19 protein-coding genes are annotated in these 25780 nt (G+C 68.1%); 10 read left to right on the plus strand and 9 right to left on the minus strand.

Annotated elements, in window-relative coordinates:
• Positions 1–170 precede the first annotated feature (170 nt).
• Together aceE and aceF are read left to right on the plus strand one after the other, a co-directional pair.
• Positions 171–2819 (plus strand): pyruvate dehydrogenase (acetyl-transferring), homodimeric type, encoded by a 2649-nt coding sequence (gene aceE / locus FM069_RS15080; RefSeq protein ID WP_143489190.1) that lies wholly within the window; start codon positions 171–173, stop codon positions 2817–2819.
• Between the two features lie 164 nt (positions 2820–2983).
• A complete protein-coding gene (gene aceF / locus FM069_RS15085; protein WP_143489191.1) occupies positions 2984–4651 on the plus strand; it encodes a dihydrolipoyllysine-residue acetyltransferase in 1668 nt (555 codons plus the stop codon).
• A gap of 126 nt (positions 4652–4777) precedes the next feature.
• Here the strand turns inward: aceF and FM069_RS15090 are convergent, their stop codons facing one another.
• Together FM069_RS15090 and FM069_RS15095 are read right to left on the minus strand one after the other, a co-directional pair.
• Positions 4778–5218 carry a hypothetical protein gene (locus FM069_RS15090; RefSeq protein WP_143489192.1) on the minus strand — a complete coding sequence of 147 codons (441 nt, stop codon included), beginning with the start codon at positions 5216–5218 and terminating at the stop codon, positions 4778–4780.
• Positions 5219–5323: 105 nt separating this feature from the next.
• Complete coding sequence (locus FM069_RS15095; protein WP_143489193.1) at positions 5324–6313, minus strand: GlxA family transcriptional regulator; 990 nt, start codon at positions 6311–6313, stop codon at positions 5324–5326.
• Positions 6314–6704: 391 nt separating this feature from the next.
• On the opposite strand from FM069_RS15095, the gene betI reads away from it, so the two are divergent.
• Positions 6705–7295 (plus strand): transcriptional regulator BetI, encoded by a 591-nt coding sequence (betI, locus tag FM069_RS15100; RefSeq protein ID WP_143489194.1) that lies wholly within the window; start codon positions 6705–6707, stop codon positions 7293–7295.
• A gap of 6 nt (positions 7296–7301) precedes the next feature.
• Here betI and FM069_RS15105 read toward each other — a convergent pair whose 3' ends face one another.
• Positions 7302–8894, minus strand: coding sequence for a BCCT family transporter (locus FM069_RS15105; RefSeq protein WP_143489195.1), 1593 nt, complete (start codon positions 8892–8894; stop codon positions 7302–7304).
• A gap of 311 nt (positions 8895–9205) precedes the next feature.
• Here FM069_RS15105 and betB point away from each other — a divergent pair, with 311 nt between their 5' ends.
• The 7 genes from betB to yccS all read left to right on the plus strand — a co-directional run bounded on the left by betB (position 9206) and on the right by yccS (position 19979).
• The gene (betB, locus tag FM069_RS15110) at positions 9206–10678 is read left to right on the plus strand and encodes a betaine-aldehyde dehydrogenase (RefSeq protein ID WP_143489196.1); all 1473 of its coding nucleotides are present in this window, start codon (positions 9206–9208) and stop codon (positions 10676–10678) included.
• Positions 10679–10777: 99 nt separating this feature from the next.
• Positions 10778–12469, plus strand: coding sequence for a choline dehydrogenase (betA, locus tag FM069_RS15115; RefSeq protein WP_143489197.1), 1692 nt, complete (start codon positions 10778–10780; stop codon positions 12467–12469).
• A 157-nt stretch (positions 12470–12626) separates the two neighbouring features.
• Complete coding sequence (locus tag FM069_RS15120; protein ID WP_143489198.1) at positions 12627–13322, plus strand: RraA family protein; 696 nt, start codon at positions 12627–12629, stop codon at positions 13320–13322.
• Between the two features lie 123 nt (positions 13323–13445).
• Positions 13446–14879 (plus strand): multidrug transporter subunit MdtD, encoded by a 1434-nt coding sequence (mdtD, locus tag FM069_RS15125; protein ID WP_143489199.1) that lies wholly within the window; start codon positions 13446–13448, stop codon positions 14877–14879.
• 123 nt (positions 14880–15002) lie between these two features.
• On the plus strand, positions 15003–16379 hold the full coding sequence (gene dbpA / locus FM069_RS15130; protein ID WP_143489200.1) for an ATP-dependent RNA helicase DbpA: 1377 nt from the start codon (positions 15003–15005) through the stop codon (positions 16377–16379).
• 92 nt (positions 16380–16471) lie between these two features.
• On the plus strand, positions 16472–17707 hold the full coding sequence (locus FM069_RS15135) for a diguanylate cyclase (protein WP_143489201.1): 1236 nt from the start codon (positions 16472–16474) through the stop codon (positions 17705–17707).
• Positions 17708–17789: 82 nt separating this feature from the next.
• The gene (gene yccS / locus FM069_RS15140) at positions 17790–19979 is read left to right on the plus strand and encodes a YccS family putative transporter (protein WP_143489202.1); all 2190 of its coding nucleotides are present in this window, start codon (positions 17790–17792) and stop codon (positions 19977–19979) included.
• On the opposite strand, the gene FM069_RS15145 is transcribed toward yccS, so the two are convergent.
• The 6 genes from FM069_RS15145 to FM069_RS15170 all read right to left on the minus strand — a co-directional run bounded on the left by FM069_RS15145 (position 19951) and on the right by FM069_RS15170 (position 25770).
• The gene (locus tag FM069_RS15145) at positions 19951–20664 is read right to left on the minus strand and encodes a substrate-binding periplasmic protein (protein ID WP_233282052.1); all 714 of its coding nucleotides are present in this window, start codon (positions 20662–20664) and stop codon (positions 19951–19953) included. The two genes, yccS and FM069_RS15145, sit on opposite strands and share 29 nt — an antisense overlap.
• 151 nt (positions 20665–20815) lie before the next feature.
• Positions 20816–21229 (minus strand): DUF4864 domain-containing protein, encoded by a 414-nt coding sequence (locus FM069_RS15150; RefSeq protein WP_143489204.1) that lies wholly within the window; start codon positions 21227–21229, stop codon positions 20816–20818.
• An 85-nt stretch (positions 21230–21314) separates the two neighbouring features.
• On the minus strand, positions 21315–23507 hold the full coding sequence (gspD, locus tag FM069_RS15155) for a type II secretion system secretin GspD (protein ID WP_178106756.1): 2193 nt from the start codon (positions 23505–23507) through the stop codon (positions 21315–21317).
• A 102-nt stretch (positions 23508–23609) separates the two neighbouring features.
• Positions 23610–24116 (minus strand): hypothetical protein, encoded by a 507-nt coding sequence (locus tag FM069_RS15160; protein WP_143489206.1) that lies wholly within the window; start codon positions 24114–24116, stop codon positions 23610–23612.
• Positions 24113–24688, minus strand: coding sequence for a type II secretion system protein GspM (gene gspM, locus FM069_RS15165; protein WP_178106758.1), 576 nt, complete (start codon positions 24686–24688; stop codon positions 24113–24115). The genes FM069_RS15160 and gspM overlap by 4 nt, the downstream gene beginning before the upstream one ends.
• Before the next feature lie 8 nt (positions 24689–24696).
• Complete coding sequence (locus FM069_RS15170) at positions 24697–25770, minus strand: PilN domain-containing protein (RefSeq protein ID WP_178106760.1); 1074 nt, start codon at positions 25768–25770, stop codon at positions 24697–24699.
• Between the last annotated feature and the right edge of the window lie 10 nt (positions 25771–25780).

A 25780-nucleotide genomic window follows, 5' to 3' on the forward strand; every position in this document is an offset into this window, starting at 1 on the left:
TTACTACGAAATAATGTGTCGGAAATGCTGAAACGGGCGTCGGTTTGTAGTAAAACTACAAAGCCGGTCCAACCTTCCGGCCATCCAAGAATTCGCCGCGGCCCGCCCACGAGGCCGGTCACGAAAAACAGGCCTCCGATTCTGGAAGCCTTTCCGCCCTGGAGCAAGCCATGCAAGACCTCGATCCCGTCGAAACCCAGGAATGGCTGGACGCCCTGGAATCCGTCATCGACAAGGAGGGCGAAGAGCGCGCCCACTACCTGATGACCCGGATGGGTGAACTGGCCACCCGCAGCGGTACCCAGTTGCCCTACGCCATCACCACGCCGTACCGCAACACCATCCCGGTGACCCACGAGGCGCGGATGCCCGGCGACCTGTTCATGGAGCGCCGCATCCGCTCCCTGGTGCGCTGGAACGCCCTGGCCATGGTGATGCGTACCAACCTGCACGACCCGGACCTCGGCGGCCACATCTCCAGCTTCGCCTCCAGCGCCACCCTCTACGACATCGGCTTCAACTACTTCTTCAAGGCCCCCACCGACGAGCACGGTGGCGACCTCATCTACTTCCAGGGCCACGCCTCCCCCGGCATCTACGCCCGGGCCTTCCTCGAAGGGCGCATCAGCGAAGAGCAGATGACCAACTTCCGCCAGGAAGTGGACGGCAACGGCCTGTCCTCCTACCCGCACCCGTGGCTGATGCCGGACTTCTGGCAATTCCCCACGGTGTCCATGGGTCTCGGCCCGATCCAGGCGATCTACCAGGCCCGCTTCATGAAGTACCTGGAGAGCCGCGGCTACATCCCCGAGGGCCAGCAGAAGGTCTGGTGCTTCATGGGCGACGGAGAATGCGACGAGCCGGAATCCCTGGGCGCCATCTCCCTGGCCGGCCGCGAGAAGCTGGACAACCTGATCTTCGTCATCAACTGCAACCTGCAGCGCCTGGACGGCCCGGTGCGCGGCAACGGCAAGATCATCCAGGAGCTGGAAGGCAACTTCCGCGGCGCCAACTGGAACGTCAACAAGGTGGTCTGGGGCCGCTTCTGGGACCCGCTGTTCGCCAAGGACACCGACGGCCTGCTTCAGCAGCGCATGGACGAGGTGGTGGACGGGGAATACCAGAACTACAAGGCCAAGGACGGGGCCTACGTGCGCCAGCACTTCTTCGGCGCCCGCCCGGAGCTGCTGGAGATGGTCAAGGACCTCTCCGACGAGGAAGTCTGGAAGCTCAACCGTGGCGGCCACGACCCGTACAAGGTCTACGCGGCCTACCACCAGGCGGTCAACCACAAGGGCCAGCCCACCGTGATCCTGGCCAAGACCATCAAGGGCTACGGCACCGGCGCGGGCGAGGCGAAGAACACCGCCCACAACACCAAGAAGGTCGATGTCGAGAGCCTGAAGAAATTCCGCGACCGCTTCGACGTCCCGGTCCGCGACGAGGACCTGGAGAAGCTGCCGTTCTACCGGCCCCAGGAAGGCAGCGCCGAGGCGCGCTACCTGGCCGAGCGCCGCGCTGCCCTGGGCGGCTTCGTGCCCCAACGCCGCAGCCAGAGCTTCAGCATCCCGACCCCGCCCCTGGATACCCTCAAGGCGATCCTCGACGGCACCGGCGACCGTGAAATCTCCACCACCATGGCCTTCGTGCGGATCCTCTCGCAGCTGGTGAAGGACAAGGAGCTGGGCCAGCGCATCGTGCCGATCATCCCCGACGAGGCACGCACCTTCGGCATGGAAGGCATGTTCCGCCAGCTGGGCATCTACTCCTCGGTCGGCCAGCTCTACGAGCCGGTAGACAAGGACCAGGTGATGTTCTACCGCGAGGACAAGAAGGGCCAGATCCTCGAGGAAGGCATCAACGAGGCCGGCGCCATGAGCTCGTTCATCGCCGCCGGCACCTCTTACAGCAACCACAACCAGCCGATGCTGCCGTTCTACACCTTCTATTCGATGTTCGGCTTCCAGCGCATCGGCGACCTGGCCTGGGCCGCTGGCGACAGCCGCACCCGCGGCTTCCTGGTGGGGGGCACCTCGGGGCGTACCACCCTGAACGGCGAGGGCCTGCAGCATGAGGATGGCCACAGCCACATCATGGCCGCCACCATCCCCAACTGCCGCACCTATGACCCCACCTACGGCTACGAGCTGGCGGTGATCATCCGCGAAGGCATCCGGCAGATGATGGAAGAGCAGCAGAACGTCTTCTACTACATCACCGTGATGAACGAGGCCTACGTCCAGCCGGCCCTGCCCAAGGACGCTGAGGAAGGCATCATCAAGGGCATGTACCTGCTGGAAGAGGAGCAGAAGGACACCGCGCAGCACGTGCAGTTGCTGGGGTCCGGCACCATCCTGCGGGAAGTCCGCGAGGCGGCGAAGATCCTCCGAGAGCAGTACGGCGTCGGCGCCGACGTCTGGAGCGTTACCAGCTTCAACGAACTGCGCCGCGACGGCCTGGCAGTGGAGCGCCACAACCGTCTGCACCCCGGCCAGAAGCCCCAGCAGACCTACGTCGAGCAGTGCCTGGGCGGCCGCAAGGGCCCGGTGATCGCCTCCACCGACTACATCAAGCTGTACGCCGATCAGGTTCGCCAGTGGATTCCGGGGCGCGAGTACAAGGTGCTCGGTACCGACGGCTTCGGCCGCAGCGATACCCGCAAGAAACTGCGCCACTTCTTCGAAGTCGATCGTTACTGGGTCGTGCTGGCGGCGCTGGAAGCCCTGGCCGACCGCGGCGAGATCGAGGCGAAGGTGGTGGCCGAGGCCATCGCCACCTTCGGCATCGACCCTGAAAAGCGCAATCCGCTGGACTGTTGAGCCATGGACGACGTGTTTCTGAGCGTTCCATGGCCCGTCGCCCGCACCGCAGGTGCGCAGGCGACTCACGACGAAACCGAAGACCGGGGTCTTCGTTCCACGGGCGGCGCATCCCTGCGCTCCGGGCGTGCCGAGCGCGCCCAGCCCGTTCGAGGAGCTAGCAAATGAGTGAACTGATTCGCGTACCCGACATCGGCAGTGGCGAAGGCGAAGTCATCGAGCTGATGGTGAAGGTCGGTGACCGCATCGAGGCCGACCAGAGCCTGCTGACCCTGGAGTCCGACAAGGCCAGCATGGAAATCCCGGCGCCCAAGGCCGGCGTGGTGAAGAGCCTGAAGGTGAAGCTGGGCGACCGCCTGAAGGAAGGCGACGAACTGCTGGAGCTGGAAAGCGAGGACGGCGCCCAGGGCGCCGAGCCCGCCGCCGCGCCCCAGCCGGAAGCCGGCAAACCGAGCCAGGCGGTGGACGAGGCCGAAGAAGACCAGCCAGCCTCCAACGCCGAGGCCAGGGCTGAATCCGCCGATGCGCCCCAGGGTGGCGAGACCACCCAGGATATTCGCGTGCCGGACATCGGCTCGGCCGGCAAGGCCAAGGTCATCGAGGTGCTGGTGAAGGCCGGCGACCGCATTGAAGCCGACCAGTCGCTGATCACCCTGGAGTCGGACAAGGCCAGCATGGAAATCCCCTCGCCGGCCGCCGGCGTGGTGGAACAGATCAGCGTGAAGCTGGATGCCGAGGTGGGTACCGGCGACCTGATCCTGTCCCTCAAGGTGGCGGGCGCCGCGCCCGCGGCCCCGGCCGCCCCTGCCGCCGACAAGCCCGCCGCATCCGCCGCGCCGAAGGCCGAGGCTGCCCAGCAGGCCGCTGCGCCCCAGGCCAAGGCCAAGGCGGAAACCGCCAGCCCGGCCGAACGTCCCAGTGGCAAGGTCCACGCCGGCCCGGCGGTGCGCCAGCTGGCCCGCGAATTCGGCGTCGACCTGGCCCTGGTGAGTGCCAGCGGGCCCCACGGCCGCATCCTCAAGGAAGACGTCCAGGCCTTCGTCAAGGCCGGTCTGCAGAAGGTCAAGGACGCCCCCGCCGGCGTCACCGGCGGCGCGGGTATCCCGGCGGTGCCGGAGATCGACTTCAGCCGCTTCGGCGAAGTCGAGGACGTGCCGCTCACCCGCCTGATGCAGGTGGGCGCGGCCAACCTGCACCGCAGCTGGCTGAACGTGCCCCACGTCACCCAGTTCGAGCAGGCCGACATCACTGAACTGGAAGCCTTCCGGGTCGCCCAGAAAGCGGTGGCCGAGAAGGCTGGCGTCAAGCTCACCCTGCTGCCGCTGCTGCTCAAGGCCTGTGCCTACCTGCAGCGCGAACTGCCGGACTTCAACAGCTCCCTGGCCCCCAGCGGCAAGGCGCTGATTCGCAAGAAGTACGTGAACATCGGTTTCGCCGTGGACACCCCGGATGGCCTTCTGGTGCCGGTGATCAAGGACGTGGACCGCAAGAGCCTGCTGCAACTGGCCGCCGAGGCCGCGGAGCTGGCCGAGAAGGCCCGCACCAAGAAGCTCTCGGCCGACGCGATGCAGGGCGCCTGCTTCACCATCTCCAGCCTCGGACACATCGGCGGGACCGGCTTCACGCCCATCGTCAACGCCCCGGAAGTGGCGATCCTCGGCGTCTCCAAGGCATCCATGCAGCCGGTCTGGGATGGCAAGGCATTCCAGCCGCGCCTGATGCTGCCGCTGTCCCTGTCCTACGACCACCGGGTAATCAACGGCGCCGCGGCGGCGCGCTATACCCGCCGCCTGGGCGAGGTGCTGGCGGACATCCGCACCCTGCTGCTGTAACGACGCGGCCGGTGGCCTGCTCCACGCCACCGGCCCCGCACCCTTTTTCTTCGAGCTGCCACACCGCGCTCGTACCTCGACCCCGCCCTTCCGGCGGGTTTTTTTTGCCCGCCGAAAGGGCCCCGCTCAGTAGGTCAGGGTGACCAGCTCACACTTGGAGGCCTTGCCCCCGTCGTAGTCGTAGAGCACTTTCAGGGGCTGCCCGCTGGAGCTGGTAATGGGCAGCACGATCTCGTGGCGGTTGCCGGTCAGCGGGGTGTCCCGCACTTTCTTGCGGATTTCCGACTCCAGGTCGGACGGCGTGTTGATGCCGCTTTCCGGCCCCCGCTCCCGGACACGGCTGTAGAAGTGGAAGCCGTTGTCGGTCCAGCCCGACGTACCGAGCATGGATTTCCAGGCGGAGTTGGTCACCTGCTTCCAGAGCTGATCGGTCTTGCCGCTCAGGGTGAACGCGTACGGACAGGGCGGTGAGGCCCAGGCGCTGCGGGTGGCGAGAGCTGGCACAGCAGCCAGGCACAGGGCGGCGATGACGAGACCCGGACGCCGGGTCGTGGTGTGTCCCTTCATGGTGAAGATCCTCTGGGTGACGCGGGCCTGATCCCGCTGTTCACGGGAACGAGCGGGCGTCAGGCCCGTGACGCCGTCCGGCTCTCCACGAGAATCATCCGCCCCTCAGGCGCGTACCCCCGCCCAGCCGCGCCCACTCCTAACCGAAGCACGGACTCGCTCATCCGTCGAGGCAGGCAGCGCGAATACATTGCTGCCGGTGCGCTCGTCCCGCGGCGAACGGCCGAAGCACTCCCGGTAGCACTTGGAGAAATGCGGGGTGGACACGAAGCCGCAATCGGTGGCGATCTCCAGGATCGGCAGGGTCGTCTGCCGCAACAGCTGCCGGGCGCGCATCAGCCGCAGCCGCAGATAATGGCGCGAGGGCGAGCCCTGCAGGTACTTCTGGAACAGCCGCTCCAGTTGCCGACGCGACACCTCCACGTAGCGGGCCAGGGCATCCAGTTCGAGGGGCTCCTCCAGGTTCGCCTCCATCAGCGCGACGATTTCCTGCAGTTTCGGCGGGTAGAGCCCCGGCAGATGGCCAGCCGGCTCGACGGCGGGGAGTCCGCTCCACGGCGCGCCGTCCGCCTGCCCCTGGTCTCGGGCCACCCAGTGGCGCAGCAGCGCGGCGGCCCCGTCGCCGTCGACCGCGGTCCCCCGCTGGCGGTCCAGCACCCAGGGTCGTGCCAGGAAGGACACCCGCGGGAAGCGCACCGGCGCCGCCGGGCTGGCGCAGGAGAAATCATCCAGCAGGCCGGCTTCCGCCAGCGCCGCGTAGCCGGCGCCGAGGGCCCCCATCAGCCGGGCCTGCCGCGCCCGGCGCTGCAGGTCCTGGATGAACTCGGGGCGATGCGCACGGGGGACCTGCCGCCCTCCGCAGAGGATCAGTGCATCCAAGGCCGGGGCGCCGGCCAGGCTGCCGTCGTTCACCAGCCGCAAGCCCTCCTCACTCGCCGCGCCGTCGTCGCCGAGCACGTGCCAGGCATAAAGGGGGCGCCCGGCCGCCTGGTTGGCCTCGCGCAGGGGCTCCAGGGCCGCGGTGAGGGCCGCCAGGGAATACCCGTCCAGCAGCACGAAGCCAAAGGTGCAGGGACGCGGGTCGGATGGGCTCATGGCGGTTCCTCGGGTCGGACGTGAACATCGGTACGGCCTCACGCAAGGCCCGTGCCCGAACCATCCGGCGTGATCGAAAGGCCCGGCCCAGAGCCTGTGCACCGGCGCGCCCGGCCGCGCGCGCGGCCAACGGGGGCATCTCGGCCTGGGGTGTCGGGTAGCAATCACCGCCACCCGACGAAACGCCGCGCACCAGGAGCGGGCAGCCTGCGTCGGACGATGACGTACGATGGCTGCGTATAGGGCGCCAGCGCCGGAGAATCCCGGACCCACGACGCGCGCAGCGGCCCGAGGGAGAGCGGCGACAGGCGCTGCGTCGATTGATCGATCGATCAGAACCGCCCTAGACTCCGCGCTTTCGATTAACCACACAGAATTCGTGGAGTCACCGATGCCCAAGGTGGGAATGCAACCGATACGCCGCTCTCAACTGATCGCCGCCACGCTGCAGGCGGTGGACCAGGTCGGCATGGGCGATGCCAGCATCGCCTACATCGCGCGCCTCGCCGGGGTCTCCAACGGCATCATCAGCCACTACTTCCAGGACAAGGACGGCTTGCTGGACGCCACCATGCGGCACCTGATGCTGGCCCTGAGCAACGCGGTGCGCGAACGCCGCGCCGCCCTCGCCGAGGACACGCCCCGCGCCCACCTGCGGGCGATCATCGACGGCAACTTCGACGACAGCCAAGTCAACGGACCGGCCATGAAGACCTGGCTGGCGTTCTGGTGCAGCAGCATGCACCGCCCCGCCCTGCGCCGCCTGCAGCGGGTCAACGACCACCGCCTGTACAGCAACCTGTGCTGCCAGTTCCGCCGCGTACTGGCGGTTCCCGAGGCCCGGCGCGCCGCCCGTGGGCTGGCGGCGCTGATCGACGGCCTGTGGCTGCGCGGGGCGCTGTCGGACCGCTTCGACATCGACCAGGCCCTGCACATCGCCTACGACTATCTGGACCGCAGCCTGGAAACCGCGGCCCGCTGAGCCGCCTCAGTGGGGTCCGGGCACCGGCACCGGGGCAGCGCGGACGATGGCCCGGGTCTCCACGTCCAGGCGCATGGCCCGGAGCAGGGCCACCATGTACAGCACCAGCACCACCGAGAACGGCAGGCCGGCCAGCACCACCACGGTCTGCATGGCGGTGAAGTTGCCGGCGAACAGCAGGCCGATGGTCACCAGGGTGATCAACGCCGACCAGAAGATCCGCAGCCAGTGGGGCGCGTCCTCGTCCAGTTCGCCGCCCTGGCGGGACAGGTTGGCGAGCATCACCGAGCCGGAATCCGCCGGGGTCAGGAACAGCACGAAGCCGACGCAGATCGACACGCCGATCACCAGCTTCGACCAGGGGTAGTGTTCCAGCAGCAGGTAGATGGACATGGCCGGCTGCTCCAGGGCGGCCTTGCCCAGGTCCGCGGCGGCGTGCACGGTCACCAGTTCCAGGGCGCTGTTGCCGAACACCGACAGCCACACCAGGGTGAAGCCCAGGGGAATCAGCAGCACTCCGCAGACCAGCTCGCGCACCGTGCGGCCCCGGGAGATCCGCGCGATGAACATGCCGACGAAGGGCGCCCAGGAGATCCACCAGGCCCAGTAGAACAGGGTCCACAGGCCCATCCAGGCCTCGCTGCGGGTGCCCGCGCCGGTGTAGACGTAGAGGTCGAAGGTCTTCAGCACCAGGCCGTTGAGGTAGTCGCCAATGTTCTGCACCAGGCCGTTGAGCAGGTGCAGGGTCTGCCCGGCGAACAGCACGAACAGCAGCAGGCCGCTGAACAGCAGGATGTTCAGGTTGGACAGCCGGCGGATACCCTTCTCCACCCCGGACACCGCCGCTACCGTAGCCACCGCGCTCATGGCCAGGATCACCGCCAGCAACGCGGCGCGGCTGTGGGGCAGGCCGAACAGGTACTCCAGCCCGGACGACACCTGCAACGATCCGATGCCCAGGTTGGTCACCAGGCCCAGCAGGGTGACGAAGATGCCGAAGCAGTCCACCGCGTTGCCGGCCCAGCCGCGCATCGCTCGTTCGCCCACCAGCGGCAGCAGCGCCGAGCGCAAGGCCAGGGGCTGCTTGTGCCGGTAGGCGAAGTAGCCCACGGCGAGCCCCACCAGCGCATAGATCGCCCAGCCGTGCACGCCCCAGTGGAGGAACGTCAGCTGCAGCGCCTGGCGCGCGGCGAAGGCGCTGCCGGGTTCGCCCTCGGGCGGGTTGTAGAAGTGATCGAGGGGTTCGGAGGCCGCAAAGTACAGCAGCGAGATGCCGATGCCCGAGGAGAACAGCATGCCGGCCCAGGCCCCGTAGCTGAATTCCGGCCGCTCGTGATCGTCCCCCAGGCGCAGGTCGCCGTAGCGCGAGGCGGCGATGTACAGCACGAAGAACAGGTAGGCGCCGATCACCAGCATGTAGTACCAGCCGAAGCTGCGGGACAGCCAGGCCTGGGCGCGTCCCAGCCAGAGACCGGCGGCCTCGGGGAAGGCGATGAGGATGAGGGTCAGGACCAGGATGAGGGCAGTCGAACCGGCGAAGACGACCGGGTTCAGGCGCACGCTTGCCGGTGCGGGGGTGAGCGGGGATGCGGCACTCATGGACAGAGCACTCCAAGGCAGTGAAAGCAGGCACCGGGCGGTGCGACGACAGACACGCAGCCCTCGCGGCGCGAGGGGGCCGGACGGGTGCGGCGAACTGCCGCATACCGTGCCGTGGCGTGGAGCTTATGCTTAGTTGTTTGAACGTTCAATAAAAATAAAGTAGGCTCATTCCCATCGGCCCGTTTCGCCGTGCCCGTCTTCCGGGCAGCGAGCGGCCACCGCGTCGCGCCGGCCTTGCCGGCCCCAGCCCTCGGCACCGCGCCCGGCCTTCACGGCCCGCCCGGTGCCCGCCCCTCTGGAGGAATCACATGCCCCGCTTCGACGACCAGCTACTTTATATCGGCGGCCGCTACGTGCCAGCCGCCAGCGGCGAAACCTTCGAGACCATCAACCCGGCCAACGGCGAAGTCCTGGCGCGGGTCCACCGCGCCGGCCGCGAAGACGTCGAGCGCGCCGTCGCCAGCGCCGCCGAGGGCCAGAAAACCTGGGCAGCGCTCACCGCCATGCAGCGCTCGCGCATCCTGCGCCGCGCCGTGGAAATCCTGCGCGCGCGCAACGACGAGCTGGCCGCGCTGGAAACCCTGGACACCGGCAAGCCCCTGAGCGAAACCCGCGCCGTGGACATCGTCACCGGCGCCGACGTGCTGGAATACTACGCCGGGCTGGTGCCGGCCATCGAAGGCGAGCAGATCCCGCTGCGCGAGACCAGCTTCGTCTACACCCGCCGTGAGCCCCTGGGGGTGGTCGCCGGCATCGGCGCGTGGAACTACCCGATCCAGATCGCCCTGTGGAAATCCGCGCCGGCCCTGGCGGCCGGCAACGCCATGATCTTCAAGCCCAGCGAAGTCACCCCCCTGAGTGCCTTGAAGCTGGCCGAGATCTACACCGAGGCCGGCGTCCCGGACGGCGTATTCAACGTGCTCACCGGCAGCGGCCGCGACGTGGGCCAGGCCCTTACCGAGCACCCGGGGATCGAGAAGATTTCCTTCACCGGCGGCACCGCCACCGGCAAGAAGGTCATGGCCAGCGCCTCCAGCTCCTCCCTCAAGGAAGTCACCATGGAACTGGGCGGCAAGTCGCCGCTGATCGTCTTCGAGGACGCCGACCTGGACCGCGCCGCGGACATCGCGGTGATGGCCAACTTCTTCAGCTCCGGCCAGGTCTGCACCAACGGCACCCGGGTGTTCATCCCCCGTGCGCTGCAGGCGGCGTTCGAAGCCAAGGTGGTGGAGCGGGTGAAACGCATCCGCCTGGGCGACCCCCAGGCCGAGGCCACCAACTTCGGCCCCCTGGTGAGCTTCGCCCATCTGGAAAACGTGCTGGGCTACATCGCGTCCGGCCGCGAGGAAGGCGCGCGCCTGCTGATCGGCGGCGAGCGGGTCACCGAGGGCGCGTACGGCCAGGGCGCCTACGTCGCCCCCACGGTGTTCAGCGACTGCCGCGACGACATGCGCATCGTCCGTGAGGAGATCTTCGGCCCGGTGATGAGCCTGCTCGCCTATGACAGCGAGGAGGAAGCCGTGCGCCGCGCCAACGCCACCGACTACGGCCTCGCCGCCGGCGTGGTGACCCGCGACCTGGCCCGCGCGCACCGGGTCATCCACCGCCTGGAAGCCGGCATCTGCTGGATCAACACCTGGGGCGAGTCCCCCGCCGAGATGCCGGTGGGCGGCTACAAGCAGTCCGGGGTCGGCCGCGAGAACGGCCTGACCACCCTGGCCCACTACACCCGGGTCAAGTCGGTGCAGGTGGAACTGGGCGACTACGCCTCGGTGTTCTGACGGCCGCGCCGTCCCGCCCCCGTTCCCCTCCTGCCGCCCACGGCCGCGCGACGGTGACCCGCCGTCGCCGCCGCGCCGTTGCCTTTCGAAGGATGCCCCATGGAATACGACTACATCATCATCGGTGCCGGCTCCGCCGGTAACGTGCTGGCCACCCGCCTGACCGAGGACAGCGACGTCAGCGTGCTGCTGCTGGAGGCCGGCGGCCCCGACTACCGCCTGGACTTCCGCACCCAGATGCCCGCCGCCCTCGCCTACCCGCTGCAGGGCCGCCGCTACAACTGGGCCTACGAGACCGACCCGGAGCCGCACATGGACAACCGGCGCATGGAATGCGGCCGCGGCAAGGGCCTGGGCGGCTCGTCGCTGATCAACGGCATGTGCTACATCCGCGGCAACGCCCTGGACTTCGACCACTGGGCCAAGCGCCCCGGCCTCGAGGACTGGAGCTACCTGGATTGCCTGCCGTACTTCCGCAAGGCGGAAACCCGCGACATCGGCGCCAACGACTTCCATGGCGGCGACGGCCCGGTCAGCGTGACCACCCCGCGCCCCGGCAACAACCCGCTGTTCCACGCCATGGTGGAAGCCGGCGTGCAGGCCGGCTATCCGCGCACCGACGACCTCAACGGCTACCAGCAGGAAGGCTTCGGCCCCATGGACCGCACGGTAACCGTCAATGGCCGCCGCGCCAGCACCGCCCGCGGCTACCTGGACCAGGCCCGCGGGCGCAGCAATCTGACCATCGTCACCCACGCCCTCACCGAACGCATCCTGTTCGCCGGCAAGCGCGCCGTGGGCGTGGCCTACCTGCACGGCAACGAAGTCAGCGCCCAGACCGTCCGCGCCCGCCGCGAAGTGCTGCTGTGCGCCGGGGCCATCGCCTCGCCGCAGATCCTCCAGCGCTCCGGGGTCGGCCCGGCGGCGCTGCTGCGGGAGCAGGACGTGCCGCTGGTGCACGATCTGCCGGGGGTCGGCGCGAACCTGCAGGACCACCTGGAGATGTACCTGCAATACGCCTGCAAGCAGCCCGTCTCCCTGTACCCCGCGCTGCAGTGGTGGAACCAGCCGGCCATCGGCGCCGAATGGCTGTTCGCCGGCACCGGCCTGGGCGCCAGCAACCACTTCGAGGCGGGCGGCTTCATCCGCACCCGCCCGGACTTCGCCTGGCCGAACATCCAGTTCCACTTCCTGCCGGTGGCGATCAACTACAACGGCAGCAACGCGGTGAAGGAACACGGCTTCCAGGCCCACGTGGGCTCCATGCGCTCCCCGAGCCGCGGCCGCGTGCACCTGAAATCCAGGGACCCGCGCCAGCACCCGAGCATCCTCTTCAACTACATGTCCCACGAGCAGGACTGGCAGGAATTCCGCGACGCCATCCGCCTCACCCGGGAGATCATGGCGCAGCCAGCCCTCGACCCGTACCGCGGGCGCGAGCTGAGCCCGGGCGCCGGGTTGCAGAGCGACGCCGAGCTGGACGCCTTCGTCCGCCAGCACGCGGAGACCGCGTTCCACCCGTCCTGCTCCTGCCAGATGGGCGAGCACGACCAGGCGGTGGTGGATGGCCAGGGCCGGGTCCACGGCCTGCAGAGCCTGCGGGTGATCGATGCCTCGATCATGCCGGAGATCATCACCGGCAACCTCAACGCCACCACCATCATGCTGGCCGAGAAGCTCGCCGACCGTATCCGCGGCCGCGCCCCGCTGCCGCGCAGCACGACGGCCTACCACGTGGCCGGCGACGCCCCGGTGCGTGGCCCGGCACTGCGCCCCTCGGCGCACCCCTGACCGCCCGCCCGGCCACGGGTCCGTCCCGTGGCAGGCCCGCGCCGCGCCGACAAACGCGGCGCGCGGTGCTACCCTGACGCCTGACCGCCCGGTCAGGGTCCCGGTCCCCCGTCCTCCCATCACGCACGCGGCGTCCGCCGTTTCTGCGAGGCTTTGCATGTTCGCGATCACATCGTCCGGCAAGTGGCCGGCAGGCTACCTGATCAATTCCAACGTCGAGCAACTCGACCCCCACTGGCTGGAAGCCTTCAGCCGCATCCCCGCGGCCGCCGTGAGCGACTGCCTGGGCCGTAACGTCGGCGGCCTGGGCCTCAAGCCCTACCACGGCAACGGCACCATGCTCGGCAGCGCCCTCACCGTGCGGGTGCGCCCCGGCGACAACCTGATGATCCTCAAGGCCATGCAGATGGCGCGGCCCGGCGACGTGCTGGTGATCGACGGCAGCGGCGACCTGACCCGCGCGGTGTTCGGCGGGATCATGCGCGCCATGGCCCTCAAGGCCGGCATCGTCGGCGTGGTGATCAACGGTGCGCTGCGGGACTTCGAGGAATGGCAGACCGGCGAGCTGCCGGCCTATGCCCTGGGCTGCGTGCACCGCGGCCCAAGCACCGACGGCCCCGGCGAGATCAACGTACCGGTGTCCTGCGCCGGCATGCTGGTGGCCCCGGGCGACCTGGTGGTGGGCGACGCCGACGGCGTGGTGGCCGCGCCGCGCTCGGAACTGCCGGAACTGCTGATGCGCTGCCGCGAGCTGCTGCAGCGGGAGGCCGACACCTTGGCGGCGATCCGCGCCGGCACCCTCGACCCGGCGCGCTTCGACGCCATCCTGCGCGCCAAGGGCTGCCCGATCTGACCGGCCGCGGCCAGGGCGCGGCCCGGCGTCCACGCCCGCCACCCCGACGCCGCGGGCAATCCGGGGCAACCCACGGGCACGACGCGGGTCTGTAGTCACACATCGTCCTATCGGAGCGCCCCCATGCCCAGTGTCCTGCTCGATGCCCGCACCGCCCGCCTGCTGCCCTGGATCGTGGCGATCGCGTTCTTCATGCAGACCCTGGACGGCACCATCCTCAACACCGCGCTGCCGAGCATGGCCCGGGACCTGGCCGAGGACCCGCTGCGCATGCAGAGCGTGGTGATCGCCTACATGCTCACCGTGGCCCTGCTCATACCCGCCTCCGGCTGGATCGCCGACCGCTTCGGCACCCGCAAGATCTTCTTCGGGGCGATCCTGCTGTTCAGCCTGGGGTCGCTGCTCTGCGCCCTGTCCCAGAGCCTGGGCATGCTGGTGGCGGCGCGGGTGATCCAGGGCCTGGGCGGCGCCCTGATGATGCCGGTGGGCCGGCTGGTGGTGCTGCGCGCCTACCCGCGCACGGAACTGGTGCGGATCATGAGCTTCATCACTCTGCCCGGCCTGGTGGGCCCGCTGATCGGCCCGACCCTGGGCGGCTGGCTGGTGGAGTTCGCCAGCTGGCACTGGATCTTCCTGATCAACCTGCCGGTGGGCCTGCTGGGCGGCTACGCGGTGTGGAAGCTGCTGCCGGACATGCGCGGGGCCCTGCGCACCCGCTTCGACGGCATCGGCTTCCTGCTATTCGGCGCGGCCATGGTGCTCATCAGCATCGCCCTGGAAGGGCTTGGCGAACTGCGCATGCCCCACGTGCGGGTGATGCTGCTGCTCATGGGCGGCCTGGCCTGCCTGGCGGCCTACTGGCTGCGGGCGGCGCGGATCGAGGCGCCGCTGTTCGCCCCGTCGCTGTTCCTTACCCGCACCTTCGCCGTGGGCATCCTCGGCAACCTGTTCGCCCGCCTGGGCAGCGGCGCGCTGCCGTTCCTCACCCCGCTGCTGCTGCAGGTGGCCATGGGCTACTCGCCGGCCGAGGCCGGCATGAGCATGATCCCCCTCGCCCTGGCGGCCATGGCCATGAAGCCCCTGGCGCGGCCGCTGATCGAGCGCCTCGGCTACCGCAACGTGCTGACCGGCAACACCCTGCTGCTGGGCATCCTCATCGCCAGCCTGGCGCTGGCCTCCAACGAGCTGCCCCGTGCCGTGCTGCTGGTGCAGCTGGGACTGATCGGTGCGGTGAACTCCCTGCAGTTCACCGCCATGAACACCGTGACCCTGATCGACCTGCGGGACGCCGACGCCAGCAGCGGCAACGGCCTGCTCTCGGTGGTGGTGCAACTGGCCATGAGCCTCGGCGTGGCCACCGCCGCGGCGCTGCTGGGGGGCTTTACCTCCACCACCGGCGCCGACGGGGTGGACGACCTGCACCAGGCGTTCAGCCTCACCTTTCTCTGCATCGGCGTGCTGTCCATGCTGGCGGCGACGATCTTCCTGCAGCTGTCCCGGGAGGACGGGCGCAGTGCCCGTCGCACCGAGCCGGTGGAAGGCGAAGTGGAAGGCTAGGCTCAAAGGGGCGTGATCGCCGCCGGGTCGTCGCTATCCGCCTGGCGACGACCGTCCGCGCCAGGCGCCCGCGCGCCGGCTGCTACACTGCGCACCCTTTTTGTCGTGCCGAAGGCCTACTCCGTGTCCGCCACCGCCTTTTCCACCCTGTCGCTGCCCCCCGCCCTGCTGGCGAATCTCGACAGCCTGGGCTACCACGCCATGACGCCGATCCAGGCGGCGGCCCTGCCGGTGATCCTCGCCGGCCGCGACCTGATCGCCCAGGCCAAGACCGGCAGCGGCAAGACCGCGGCCTTCGGCATCGGCCTGCTGGCGCCGCTCAACCCGCGCTTCTTCGGGTGCCAGGCACTGGTGCTGTGCCCGACCCGGGAACTGGCCGACCAGGTGGCCAAGGAAATCCGCCGGCTGGCCCGGGCCGCCGACAACATCAAGGTGCTCACCCTCTGCGGCGGCGTGCCGCTGGGCCCGCAGATCGGCTCCCTGGAGCACGGCGCGCACATCGTCGTCGGTACCCCGGGGCGCATCCAGGAGCACCTGCGCAAGGGCAGCCTGAACCTGGACGGCCTGAACACCCTGGTGCTGGACGAAGCCGACCGCATGCTGGACATGGGCTTCTACGACAGCATCGCCGACATCCTCGGCCAGGCCCCGGCGCGCCGCCAGACCCTGCTGTTCTCCGCCACCTACCCCGCCGCCATCGAGCAATTGGCCGCCGCCTTCCTGCGCACGCCGCAACGGGTGACCGTGGAAAGCCAGCACGATGACGCGCAGATCGAGCAGCGTTTCTACGAAATCGACCCCCGCCAGCGCCTGGATGCGGTGGGCCGCCTGCTGCTGCAGGTACGCCCGGCGTCCTGCGTGGCCTTCTGCCAGACCCGCCAGCAGTGCCAGGACGTGGCGGCGCACCTGCAGGGCCTGGGCATGGCCGCCGACGCACTGCATGGCGACCTGGAGCAGCGGGACCGTGACCAGGTCCTGGCGATGTTCGCCAACCGCAGCCTGAGCGTGCTGGTGGCCACCGACGTGGCCGCCCGCGGGCTGGACATCGCCGGCCTGGAGGCGGTGCTCAACGTCGAGTTGTCCCGGGACCCCGAGGTGCACGTGCACCGGGTCGGCCGCAGCGGCCGTGCCGGCGAGAAGGGCCTGGCCCTGAGCCTGGTGGCGCCGGCCGAGGCGGCCCGTGCCCAGGCCATCGAAACCCTCCAGGGACGGCCCCTGCGCTGGTGCGAGCTGGACGACGCGCCCAGCGGCAATGGTCCCCTGCAGCCGCCGATGGTCACCCTGTGCATCGCCGGCGGGCGCAAGGACAAACTGCGCCCCGGCGATATCCTCGGCGCGCTCACCGGCGACGCCGGCATCCCCGGGACCCAGGTGGGCAAGATCGCCATCTTCGACTTCCAGGCCTACGTGGCGGTGGAACGCGGCGTCGCCCGCCAGGCCCTGAAACGCCTCGTCGAAGGCAGGATCAAGGGCCGCGCGTTCAAGGTGCGCACCCTCTGAACGGGCGGAAAGCCCGGGCGATCGGCCACCGCGGGGGATGATCGGTCGCGGGGCCTGTGCGATGATCGGCAACGGAACCCAGGGAGACCGCTGTGCGCAATATTCTGGTCGTCGAAGACAGTCCGCTGGTGCTGAAGATCCTCGAGCACCTGTTCCGCCAGGAGCCGGGGTTGCAACCGGTGTTCTGCGCCTCCCTGGGCGAGGCGGAGGTGCTCCTGGACACCTCCGCCGACCTGCTGTTCGCCGCCATCGTCGACCTCAACCTGCCGGACGGGCCCAACGGAGAGATCGTCGACCTGGTGCTGCGCCACAAGCTGCCGTGCATCGTGCTCTCCGGCTCCTACAACGAGCAGCGGCGTGACGAGCTGCTGCTCAAGGGGGTGGTGGACTACGTACTCAAGGAGAGTCAGCACTCCTACGAATTCGCCTTCCGCCTGATCCACCGCCTGGAAAGCAACTGCAACGTGAAGATCCTCGTGGCCGAGGATTCCGACGCCACCCGGCACTTCATCCACCGGGTGCTGACGCCCCACCTCTATCAGGTGATCGAGGCCTCGGATGGCCGGGAGGCCCTGCGCATCCTCCAGGAACAGCCGGACATCGACCTGTTTCTGGTGGACCACAGCATGCCGGGCCTCAGCGGCTTCGAGCTGGTGAAGCTGCTGCGGCAGAAGTACAAGCGCAACGAACTGATCATTCTCGGCCTGTCCGCGGACAACAAGGGCTCCCTGAGCGCCATGTTCATCAAGCACGGTGCCGACGACTTCCTGCGCAAGCCGTTCTGCCCGGAGGAGCTGAACTGCCGGGTGATGTCCAGCCTGGAGCGCCGCGATCTGATGCGCGCCCTGAAGCAGTCGGCGCAGTTCGACTCGCTGACCAACCTGTACAACCGACGCGCCTTCTACGAGCAGGGCCTGCAGCTGTTCCAGCAAGCCCAGCGCGGTGGCCAGCCCCTCAGCGTAGCAATGCTCGACCTGGACCTGTTCAAGTCCATCAACGACGAGTTCGGCCATGCCAGTGGCGACGCGGCCCTGGTAGGCTTTTCCCGGGCGCTGCGGGCGACTTTCCCGGACGCCCTGGTGGGCCGCCTGGGGGGCGAGGAATTCGCTCTGGTAAGCAAGCAGGATGCGACCATCCTGCACACCACCCTCGACCAGTTGCGGCAGACCTGCGCCAAGCTCAAGTACGCCGTCGGCGCTCCGCCGCTGTCGTTCAGCGCCGGCGTCTACCACGGCGCCCCGGAGGACCTGGAGAGCCTGTTGCACCAGGCCGACACACGCCTGTACAAGGCCAAGCGCAGCGGCCGCGGCCGCACCGTTTCCGACTGACCGGCCGCCGCTGACACCGGCGGCGCCCTGCCGCCACCCGGCCCGAGAATCCGCCCCACCACGCACCGCCCGGACCGACGCCATGCCTTTTCGCCACGCCTTGCGCCGCCTGTGGGCCCTGAACACGTTCGGCTACAGCCTGCGGGTGTTCATCGCCCTGGCCGGGGTGATGGGCCTGAGCGCCGGGCTGGAGCGCCCGGTCCTGGTGATCCCGCTGTTCCTCGGGATCATCGCCAGCGCCCTGGCGGAGACCGACGACAACTGGCTCGGCCGGCTCAGCGCGCTGGCGGTGATCCTGCCCTGCTTCGCCGTCGCAGCGTTCGCCGTGGAGTTGCTGATTCCCTATCCCTGGCTGTTCGGGGTCGGCCTCGCCTGCGCCGCCTTCGCCCTGGTGATGCTGGGCGCGGTGGGCGAGCGCTATGCGGCCATGGCCTCGGCCACGCTGATCCTTTCCATCTACACCATGATCGGCGTCGACCAGCGCGGCGGCGCCCCGGCCGACCTCTGGCACGAGCCGCTGATGCTGCTCGCCGGCGCCGCCTGGTACGGCGTGCTGTCGGTCCTGTGGAGCGCGCTGTTCGCCCACCAGCCGGTGCAGCAGAACCTGGCGCGCCTGTACCGCGAGCTGGGGCTGTACCTGAAGCTGAAGTCCCGGCTGCTGGAACCGTTGCGCCAGCTGGACGTGGAAGGCCGCCGGCTGGAACTGGCGCGGCAGAACGGCAAGGTGGTCTCGGCGCTGAACGTGGCCAAGGAGACCCTGCTCAACCGCATCGGCAACGGCCGCCCCGGGCCCAAGGTGAACCGCTACCTGAAGCTGTACTTCATGGCCCAGGACATCCACGAGCGCGCCAGCTCCTCCCACTCGCCCTACAACGCCCTGGCGGAAGCCTTCTTCCACAGCGACGTGCTGTACCGCTGCCAGCGCCTGCTGAAGCTGCAGGCCAACGCCTGCCGGGAGCTGGGCCAGGCGATCCAGCTGCGCCAGCCCTTCGACTATGGCGAGGCCAGCGCCCAGGCCATGCTGGACCTGCAGGCGTCCCTGGACTATCTGCAACGGCAGGACAACCCGGCGTGGCGCGGCCTGCTGCGGGCCCTGCGAGCGCTGTCCAACAACCTCACCACCCTGGAACGGCAACTGGCCGGCGCCGACAACCCCGACGCCCTCGCCGAGGAGCAGGACAGCAGCCTGCTCAACCGTTCGCCCCGCTCCCTGGGCGAGGCCCTGGAGCGCATCCGCCTGCAGCTCACCCCCACCTCGCTGCTGTTCCGCCACGCCCTGCGCATGGCAGTGGCGCTGACCGCCGGCTACGGCGTCCTGCACGCGATCCACCCGGACCAGGGCTACTGGATCCTGCTGACCACGGTGTTCGTCTGCCAGCCCAACTACGGCGCCACCCGGACCAAGCTGGTGCAGCGGATCGTCGGCACCGGCATCGGCCTGGTGGCCGGCTGGGCGCTGTTCGACCTGTTCCCCAACCCGCAGCTGCAGTCGGTGTTCGCGGTGGTCGCCGGGGTGCTGTTCTTCGCCACCCGCAGCAGCCGCTACACCCTGGCCACCGCGGCGATCACCCTGATGGTGCTGTTCTGCTTCAACCAGGTCGGCGACGGCTATGGGCTGATCTGGCCGCGCTTGGTGGATACCCTGCTGGGCAGCCTGATCGCCGCCCTGGCGGTATTCCTGGTGCTGCCGGACTGGCAGGGCCGGCGGCTGAACGCGGTGGTGGCCAACACCCTCGGCTGCAGCGGCCAGTATCTGCGGCAGATCATGCTGCAGTACGCCACCGGCAAGCGCGACGACCTGGCCTATCGCCTGGCCCGGCGCAATGCCCACAACGCCGATGCGGCACTGTCCACGGCGCTGTCCAACATGCTTCTGGAGCCCGGACACTTCCGCAAGGACGCCGAGACCGGCTTCCGCTTCCTGGTGCTGTCCCACACCCTGCTGGGCTACCTATCCGCCCTCGGCGCCCACCGCGAGCGGCTGTCCCTCGACGGCGAGGATGGCCTGCTGCAACGGGCCGGCACGCAGGTGGTGGAGACCCTGGAGGCGCTGGCCGCCGCCCTGCTCCACGGGACGCCCGTGGCGGTGCAGAGCGACGAGGAAGAGGCCCTGGCACGACAGCTGGAGCAACTGCCGGACGACCTCGACGACACCCGCCGCCTGGTGCAGACCGAGCTGGGCCTGATCTGTCGGCAGCTGGCGCCGCTGCGGGGCATGGTGGCGCACCTGCTGGCGACGCCGGTCAGTCGGGCGTCAGGCCATGGGCCTTGAAGATGGCGGCGTAGGAGCCGTCGGCGCGCATGTCCTGCAATGCCTGGTCGAAACGCTCGACGATTCGCCGCGCCTGGGGATGGCTGTTGCGCACCAGGATGTGCAGACCGTTCTCGCTCAGGGGCTTGGGCAGGGGCTCCAGCTGGTCGCCGATGCCCCGCAGCTCGCGCCCCAGGTGGTAGCGCGCCACCTGCTCGTCCTCCAGGGCCAGCTCCAGGCGCCCGGCCGCCAGCATCCGCGCGCCCATGGCGAAATCCACCACCGGCACCTTGAGCAGGCTGTCGTCGCGATCGAAGTCCTCCCGGTAGGCATACCCCCGCACCACGGCGATGCTGTAGGTACGCAGGTCGGCCAGCTGGTCGAAGGCGATACCGCCGTTGCGACGCTGGTAGAACCGGATGCGGTTGGTCATGTAGGGCGCGGAAAACAGGCCGTAGCGAGCCCGTTCGCTGTCCTTCCAGGCGGCGATCACCACGTCGTAGTCGCCGGCCTGCAGGCCCCGTAGCACCCGGGCCCAGGGCACCTGGATGGCTTCCGTGGTGTAGCCGGCGCGCTGCAGCGCATGGCTGACCAGGTCGGTGGCGAGCCCCCCGTGGGGCAGGCTGGTATCGGTGAATGGCGGCCACAGGTCGTTCACCAGGCGCAGGGTCTCGGCCGTGCCGAGGTTCGCCCAACCGAACGCCATGATCGACAGAAGGATCGTTCGTGCAAACCGCATGCTGCGCCCCCGGGTCACCGAAACGTGAGTCTAGTACGTCGGACCGCGGGCGGGTCTGTGAATGCGGAGGAGAGATCGGGAGAGGGGTGCGGCCGGTAGAACCGGCCGCGGGGTGACGTCAGTCGATCTTGACGAACCACCAGTCGCCATCGACCTTGATCCAGCGTTCCAGGTTGGTACGCGGCACGGTCATGGGTTTGGTCGGTACCCGGGCACCCTTGTCGAGAAAATGATAGTTGGCGCTGACCTGCAAGGTGCAGGTGTCTACTTCACACTTCGCCTCGCCGACCTTGTAGTCCTGCATCATGGCCGCGCCACGGCCCACGGTGGCCTTGAAGCGATCGAGCGAACTGGTCGCACGGTAGGTAGGCGACATGAAGGAATAGGCCTTCTCGTAATCACCCTGTTTCAGAGCCTGCAGGCGCTGTTCGCCACGGTCGGTCACGATCTGATCGTCCGACTTGGGTTTGAACGTACCGCACGCAGTGAGCAGCATCAGCGCCGCACAGGCCAGGCCCGTCTTCAATTTCATCGTTTCCTCCTCGAGGTACACAATCAGGCATTCCGCCGGCACAGCGCGCCGGACGGAAGCATCAGACACATCCAAACGCCGATCGTCACGGACGCTCCTTCAGCTCCTGGCGGAAGGCATCCGTCACGCCACGCATCTTCTCGCGGAACTCGTCGCCGATCCGCTCGAAGTCCTTGTACTGGTTGACGGCCCGCGGGCTGATGGTCACCAGCAGCTCGGTGCGGGTACCCGTGGTGTCGGTAAAGCCGAACAGCGGCCCGATCAGCGGAATACGCCGCAGATAGGGGATGCCGGCATTGCTGCTGTTGTTGTTGTCCTGGATCAGACCGCCCAGGATGATGGTATCGCCGCCCTTGATGGCCACCGAACTCTCGATGCTGCGCTTGAGAAAGGTGTTCTGGCCGGTGACCACGTCACGATCGCCCACGTCGGTCACTTCCTGGCTGATTTCCATCACCACCAGGCCGCCCGGGTTGACCCGCGGCTTCACCTTCAGCAGCACGCCGGTGTCTTTCAGGGTGAAGTTCTGGGTGGTGGTGGCAGTGCCACTGGTGGGATAGGTGGTGGTGCCGGTGGAAATGGGTTGCTGCTTGCCGACCTGGATCTTCGCCTCGCGGTTGTCCAGCACCAGGATCGACGGTGAGGACAGCGACTTCACGCGGGCTTCGCTGGACAGCATGTTGATCACCGCACGCCAATCGGCACCGGTGAACATATAGGAGAAGCCCCGTCCGATCCGCCCCGTGGTGGCGTTCAGGTTATCGCCCCCCACGTTCAGGCTTCCGCCCCCGATGGTGGTCGGGTCCGCCGTGCTGCCGACCCCTGGATGGGTGTTGAAGAACCATTCCACGCCGTATTTCAAGGCGTCGGTGAGGGTGACCTCCCAGATGGAGACCTCCACCAGTACCTGGGACGGCGTCTTGTCCAGCTTGTCCAGCGCGGAGCGGATGCTGCGCCATTCCTTCGGAGCAGCCATCACCAGCAGGCTGTTGTTGCTTTCGTCGGCGACGATGCGGGTGCCGTCCGGCGTGGTCACGCTGCCGACGCCCTTGGACTTGCCGGTACTGGAACTGCTTCCGGTGCTGGACGAACCCAGCGAGGACGAGCCCATGGTGTCGCCGCCCAGGCTGTCGCTGCTGGTCTCAGTCTGGCTGAGGCCCGGCGCGGTGCTGCCGCTGGTGCTGGGGGTGTTGCTGCCGGTGGCGGTGCCGCCGAAGATCTGCCCCAGCAGTTCCGCCATGACCTTGGCTTCGCCGTTCTGCACGTCATAGACGTAAAGCTGCGAGCTGGCCTGGTCCTTGTCGTCCAGGCCGACACTGTCCAGGCGCTTGAGCCATCCGCGTACCGAGTCCAGTTGGTTGGCGTTGGGGGTGATCACCATCACGCTGTTGATCTCGTCCATCGCCACCAGCTTGGCAACGCTGGCCAGCGGGCTCAGCTGCGGGTTGCCCAGCATGGAATTGAAGCGCTCGACGATGACCTTGGCATCCAGGTTGGTGACCTCGTAGATGCCATAGGACATGCCCCTGAGCACGTCCACGTCGAACATCTGCAGGGTGCGGATGGCATTCTGCATCTGCGGGCCTGAGGCGCCGAGCATCAGGATGTTGCGAACCGGGTCGACCCGCAGCACGCTGTCTTTCATGCCCAGGGGCTCGAGGATCTTCACCGCCTCTTCCGCCGACAGGAACTGCAACGGGATGATCTGCACGCTGTAGCCGCGGGCGTTGCTGGCGTCGCGCTGGGCCACCGGCACGTCGCGGCGCAACTGGGCCGACGGGCCGATGCGGTAGATGCCGTTCTCGCCGCGCACCATGGCGATGCCCTGGGCCTCGAGCATCGACTCCAGCATGTCCAGCAGGGCGCTCTGGGGCACGGGCTTGCTGGACACCAGGGTGACGTTGCCGCCGACATTGCCCTCCAGGGAATAGGGGACCTTGAGCATGTCGCCGAGGATCGCCGCCAGCACGTCGCCGAGGGGGGCGTTCTCGAAGTTCACGTTCACGCCGTCGGCAGGGGCCTGAGCCTGGGCCTGCCCAGGCGCCTTGGGAGCCCCCGCGTTGCCGACGAACCGCCCGCTGCCGCGTTGCTCCAGCAAGGTACGTCCCTGGCGGTCGTCGGTCTTCTTCGGCTCGATGTAGGCATCCGCCGCCTGCGAATTCAGCCGGACGATGGACGGGGCGGGTTCGGCCGGTTTCTTCTCGGCCTGGGGCAACGCACTGCACGCCGACAGCAGCACTGCGGTACAGAGCAGGGTCAGCGGAAAACGAAACGCCACGCCGGCCGTTCTTCTAAATGTCATAACGCACGCTCTCTATCAGTCGACCCGGGGCGTCTGGCCAGGGCCTACAGGCTTGAACTGTGGAAATACGGCCGACCGTCATGACCTGGCAGGTCCGGCGGGCTCGATACGAATGCCTTCCCGACGCTTCGGCGTCACCAGCAGCTCGACCTTCTGCTGCCCATTGACCAGACGCACACCCTCCGGGCGGATCTGATCGACCTTCCATCCCATTACCTGATCCGCATCGCGGACCCGCATGACACCGCCCTTGGTACCCAGCAGCGCCATCCGCACGCCGCCCTGCACCACGATGCCCAGCAATTGAATGCCCTCGGCGCTGGCGGCCACCTGCGGTGCCTCTTCGGTTTCGCTGGGTGGCCGGCGACTCGGCCAGAACAGCGGGCGCTCGCTGGCCGGTCCTTTCACCAGGCTCTGGCCGCGGCCCGCCAGCAGCTTGTCGCTGGGCAGGTGGAAGTCCGGCAAGTGCGCCACCCGCAAGGGCTCGGCGGTGGTGGTCAACCAGAGGAACGCCGCCAACGCGGCGAAAACGGCAGTCGCCAGGATCAGTCCCAGACGTACCCGCAAGGCCAGGGAGCGGCTCATTGGGCGCTCCCTTCGGTATTGACCGGGACGAAGGTGACCACCGACATCTGCACTTCGGCAAGTTGCTCATCGGGCGCGTTGGGACGGCTGCGGATCAGGCTCGGGCTGATGCGGAAATCCTGGATCACCAGCACCGGCATGTTCACTTCCAGTCGATCGATGCTCTCCATCACTGCCGGCATGCTGCCACTGAAATTGGCCCGGACACCGATCACTGCATAGCCGCTGCGAGCCTGGGCGCCCAGTGGAGCAATGGAGCGGACCTGGGCCTTGGCGGCGGAAATGGCCTCGGACACCCGGCGCTGGATATCCAGCTCGATCACCGAGGGCTCGGTGCCGACGGGAAACACCCACTGACTCAGGCCACGCTCCTGGAACTGTTGATTCGTGGCTTCCAGCAGGCCGCGGGAGGCCGCGATGCTCTGGAATCGCTGCAGCGTCCGACCGTCGCGGAGCAACTCGAAACGGTATTTGTCGTGATGGTCGAGCAAAGGACCGGCCACGAGACTGCCCAACAGGAGCACCACGCCGACGAGCAGGCCCCAACTGGCCAGGCGCCGATGCTTGTTCATGAACGTATTCATTCGCTGGCCCCCGTGGAGGGGGTCAGCCGAGCGCTGACGGTGAACTGATCCAACCCGGTCCGGGCGTTGCGGCTGACCGGCGAGGTGAACCGCGCACCGTCGAACAACGGGGAATCATTGATCAGGTCGATGAGGTTGACCACATCGGTACCGTAGCCGGTCATGGTCACCGTATCGCCTTGGACACGCAGGTCGGCCATGTAGATGTTGTCAGGCACCACCTGGCTCATTTCCGCCACCACCGCCGTGGTCAGCGGCAGCTTGGAGCGTTGCTCGATGAGGTAATTCAGGGAGGCGAGGTTCTTCTCCAGCATGTCGCTGGTGGCCATCAGGCCAGTGACTTCGCCCTGCAGGGCGGCGATCTGCTGCTTGCGCTCGATCACCAGTTGCCGCTCCTTCACCAACGGCGCGGCGATGCAGGCCAGCAGGGAAATCAGCAAGGCGGCGAGCAGCCAGCTGTTCAGGCTCAGGCGCTTCCACCAACGCCCCGGTACCCGCGGCCGGCCGAACAGGTTGAACGGACGCTCGCCGTCGACGCCCAGTCGCGACACGCGAAAGCCGGTGAGACGCTCGACCTGCTCGATCAGCGGGTCGGCATACGCCTTGGGCACCGCGGCCAGGTCCACGTCCAGCATTCCGTCGCTGCCCACGCTGCCGAAGGCGCAGGCATCGTAATACAACTTCTCCGCGGGGAACGGGGTCAGACGGGAGAGCTGGTAGCCGACCACATCGCGCACTTCGTTGCGCACTTCCTGGGGCAGGCGCAGGGTCTTGTGCAGCACGCGGGAATCGGGCAACACCAGTTCCAGCTGCACCAGATCCAGCTTCAGCGAGCTGCCGCTGAGCAGGTCACCGCGCAGGTTACCGTCGGGACTCAGCGCCAGGTCTTCCAGCGCGATGCGTACCGCCTCGCGGGAACGCAGGTTGTCGATGCGCTGGAAATACAGGAAATCACCGTCGATGACGGCCTTGATCTTCGGCGAGGGCCGCAGGAACAGGGTCTCGAAACCCGGGGGGAAACTTTCTCGGATACCCTGGACCCACCAGCGGAAGGCCCTGTTCAGATCCACACCGAAAAGA

The sequence above is a fragment of the Pseudomonas mangiferae genome (assembly GCF_007109405.1).
GTDB lineage: Bacteria > Pseudomonadota > Gammaproteobacteria > Pseudomonadales > Pseudomonadaceae > Pseudomonas_T > Pseudomonas_T mangiferae.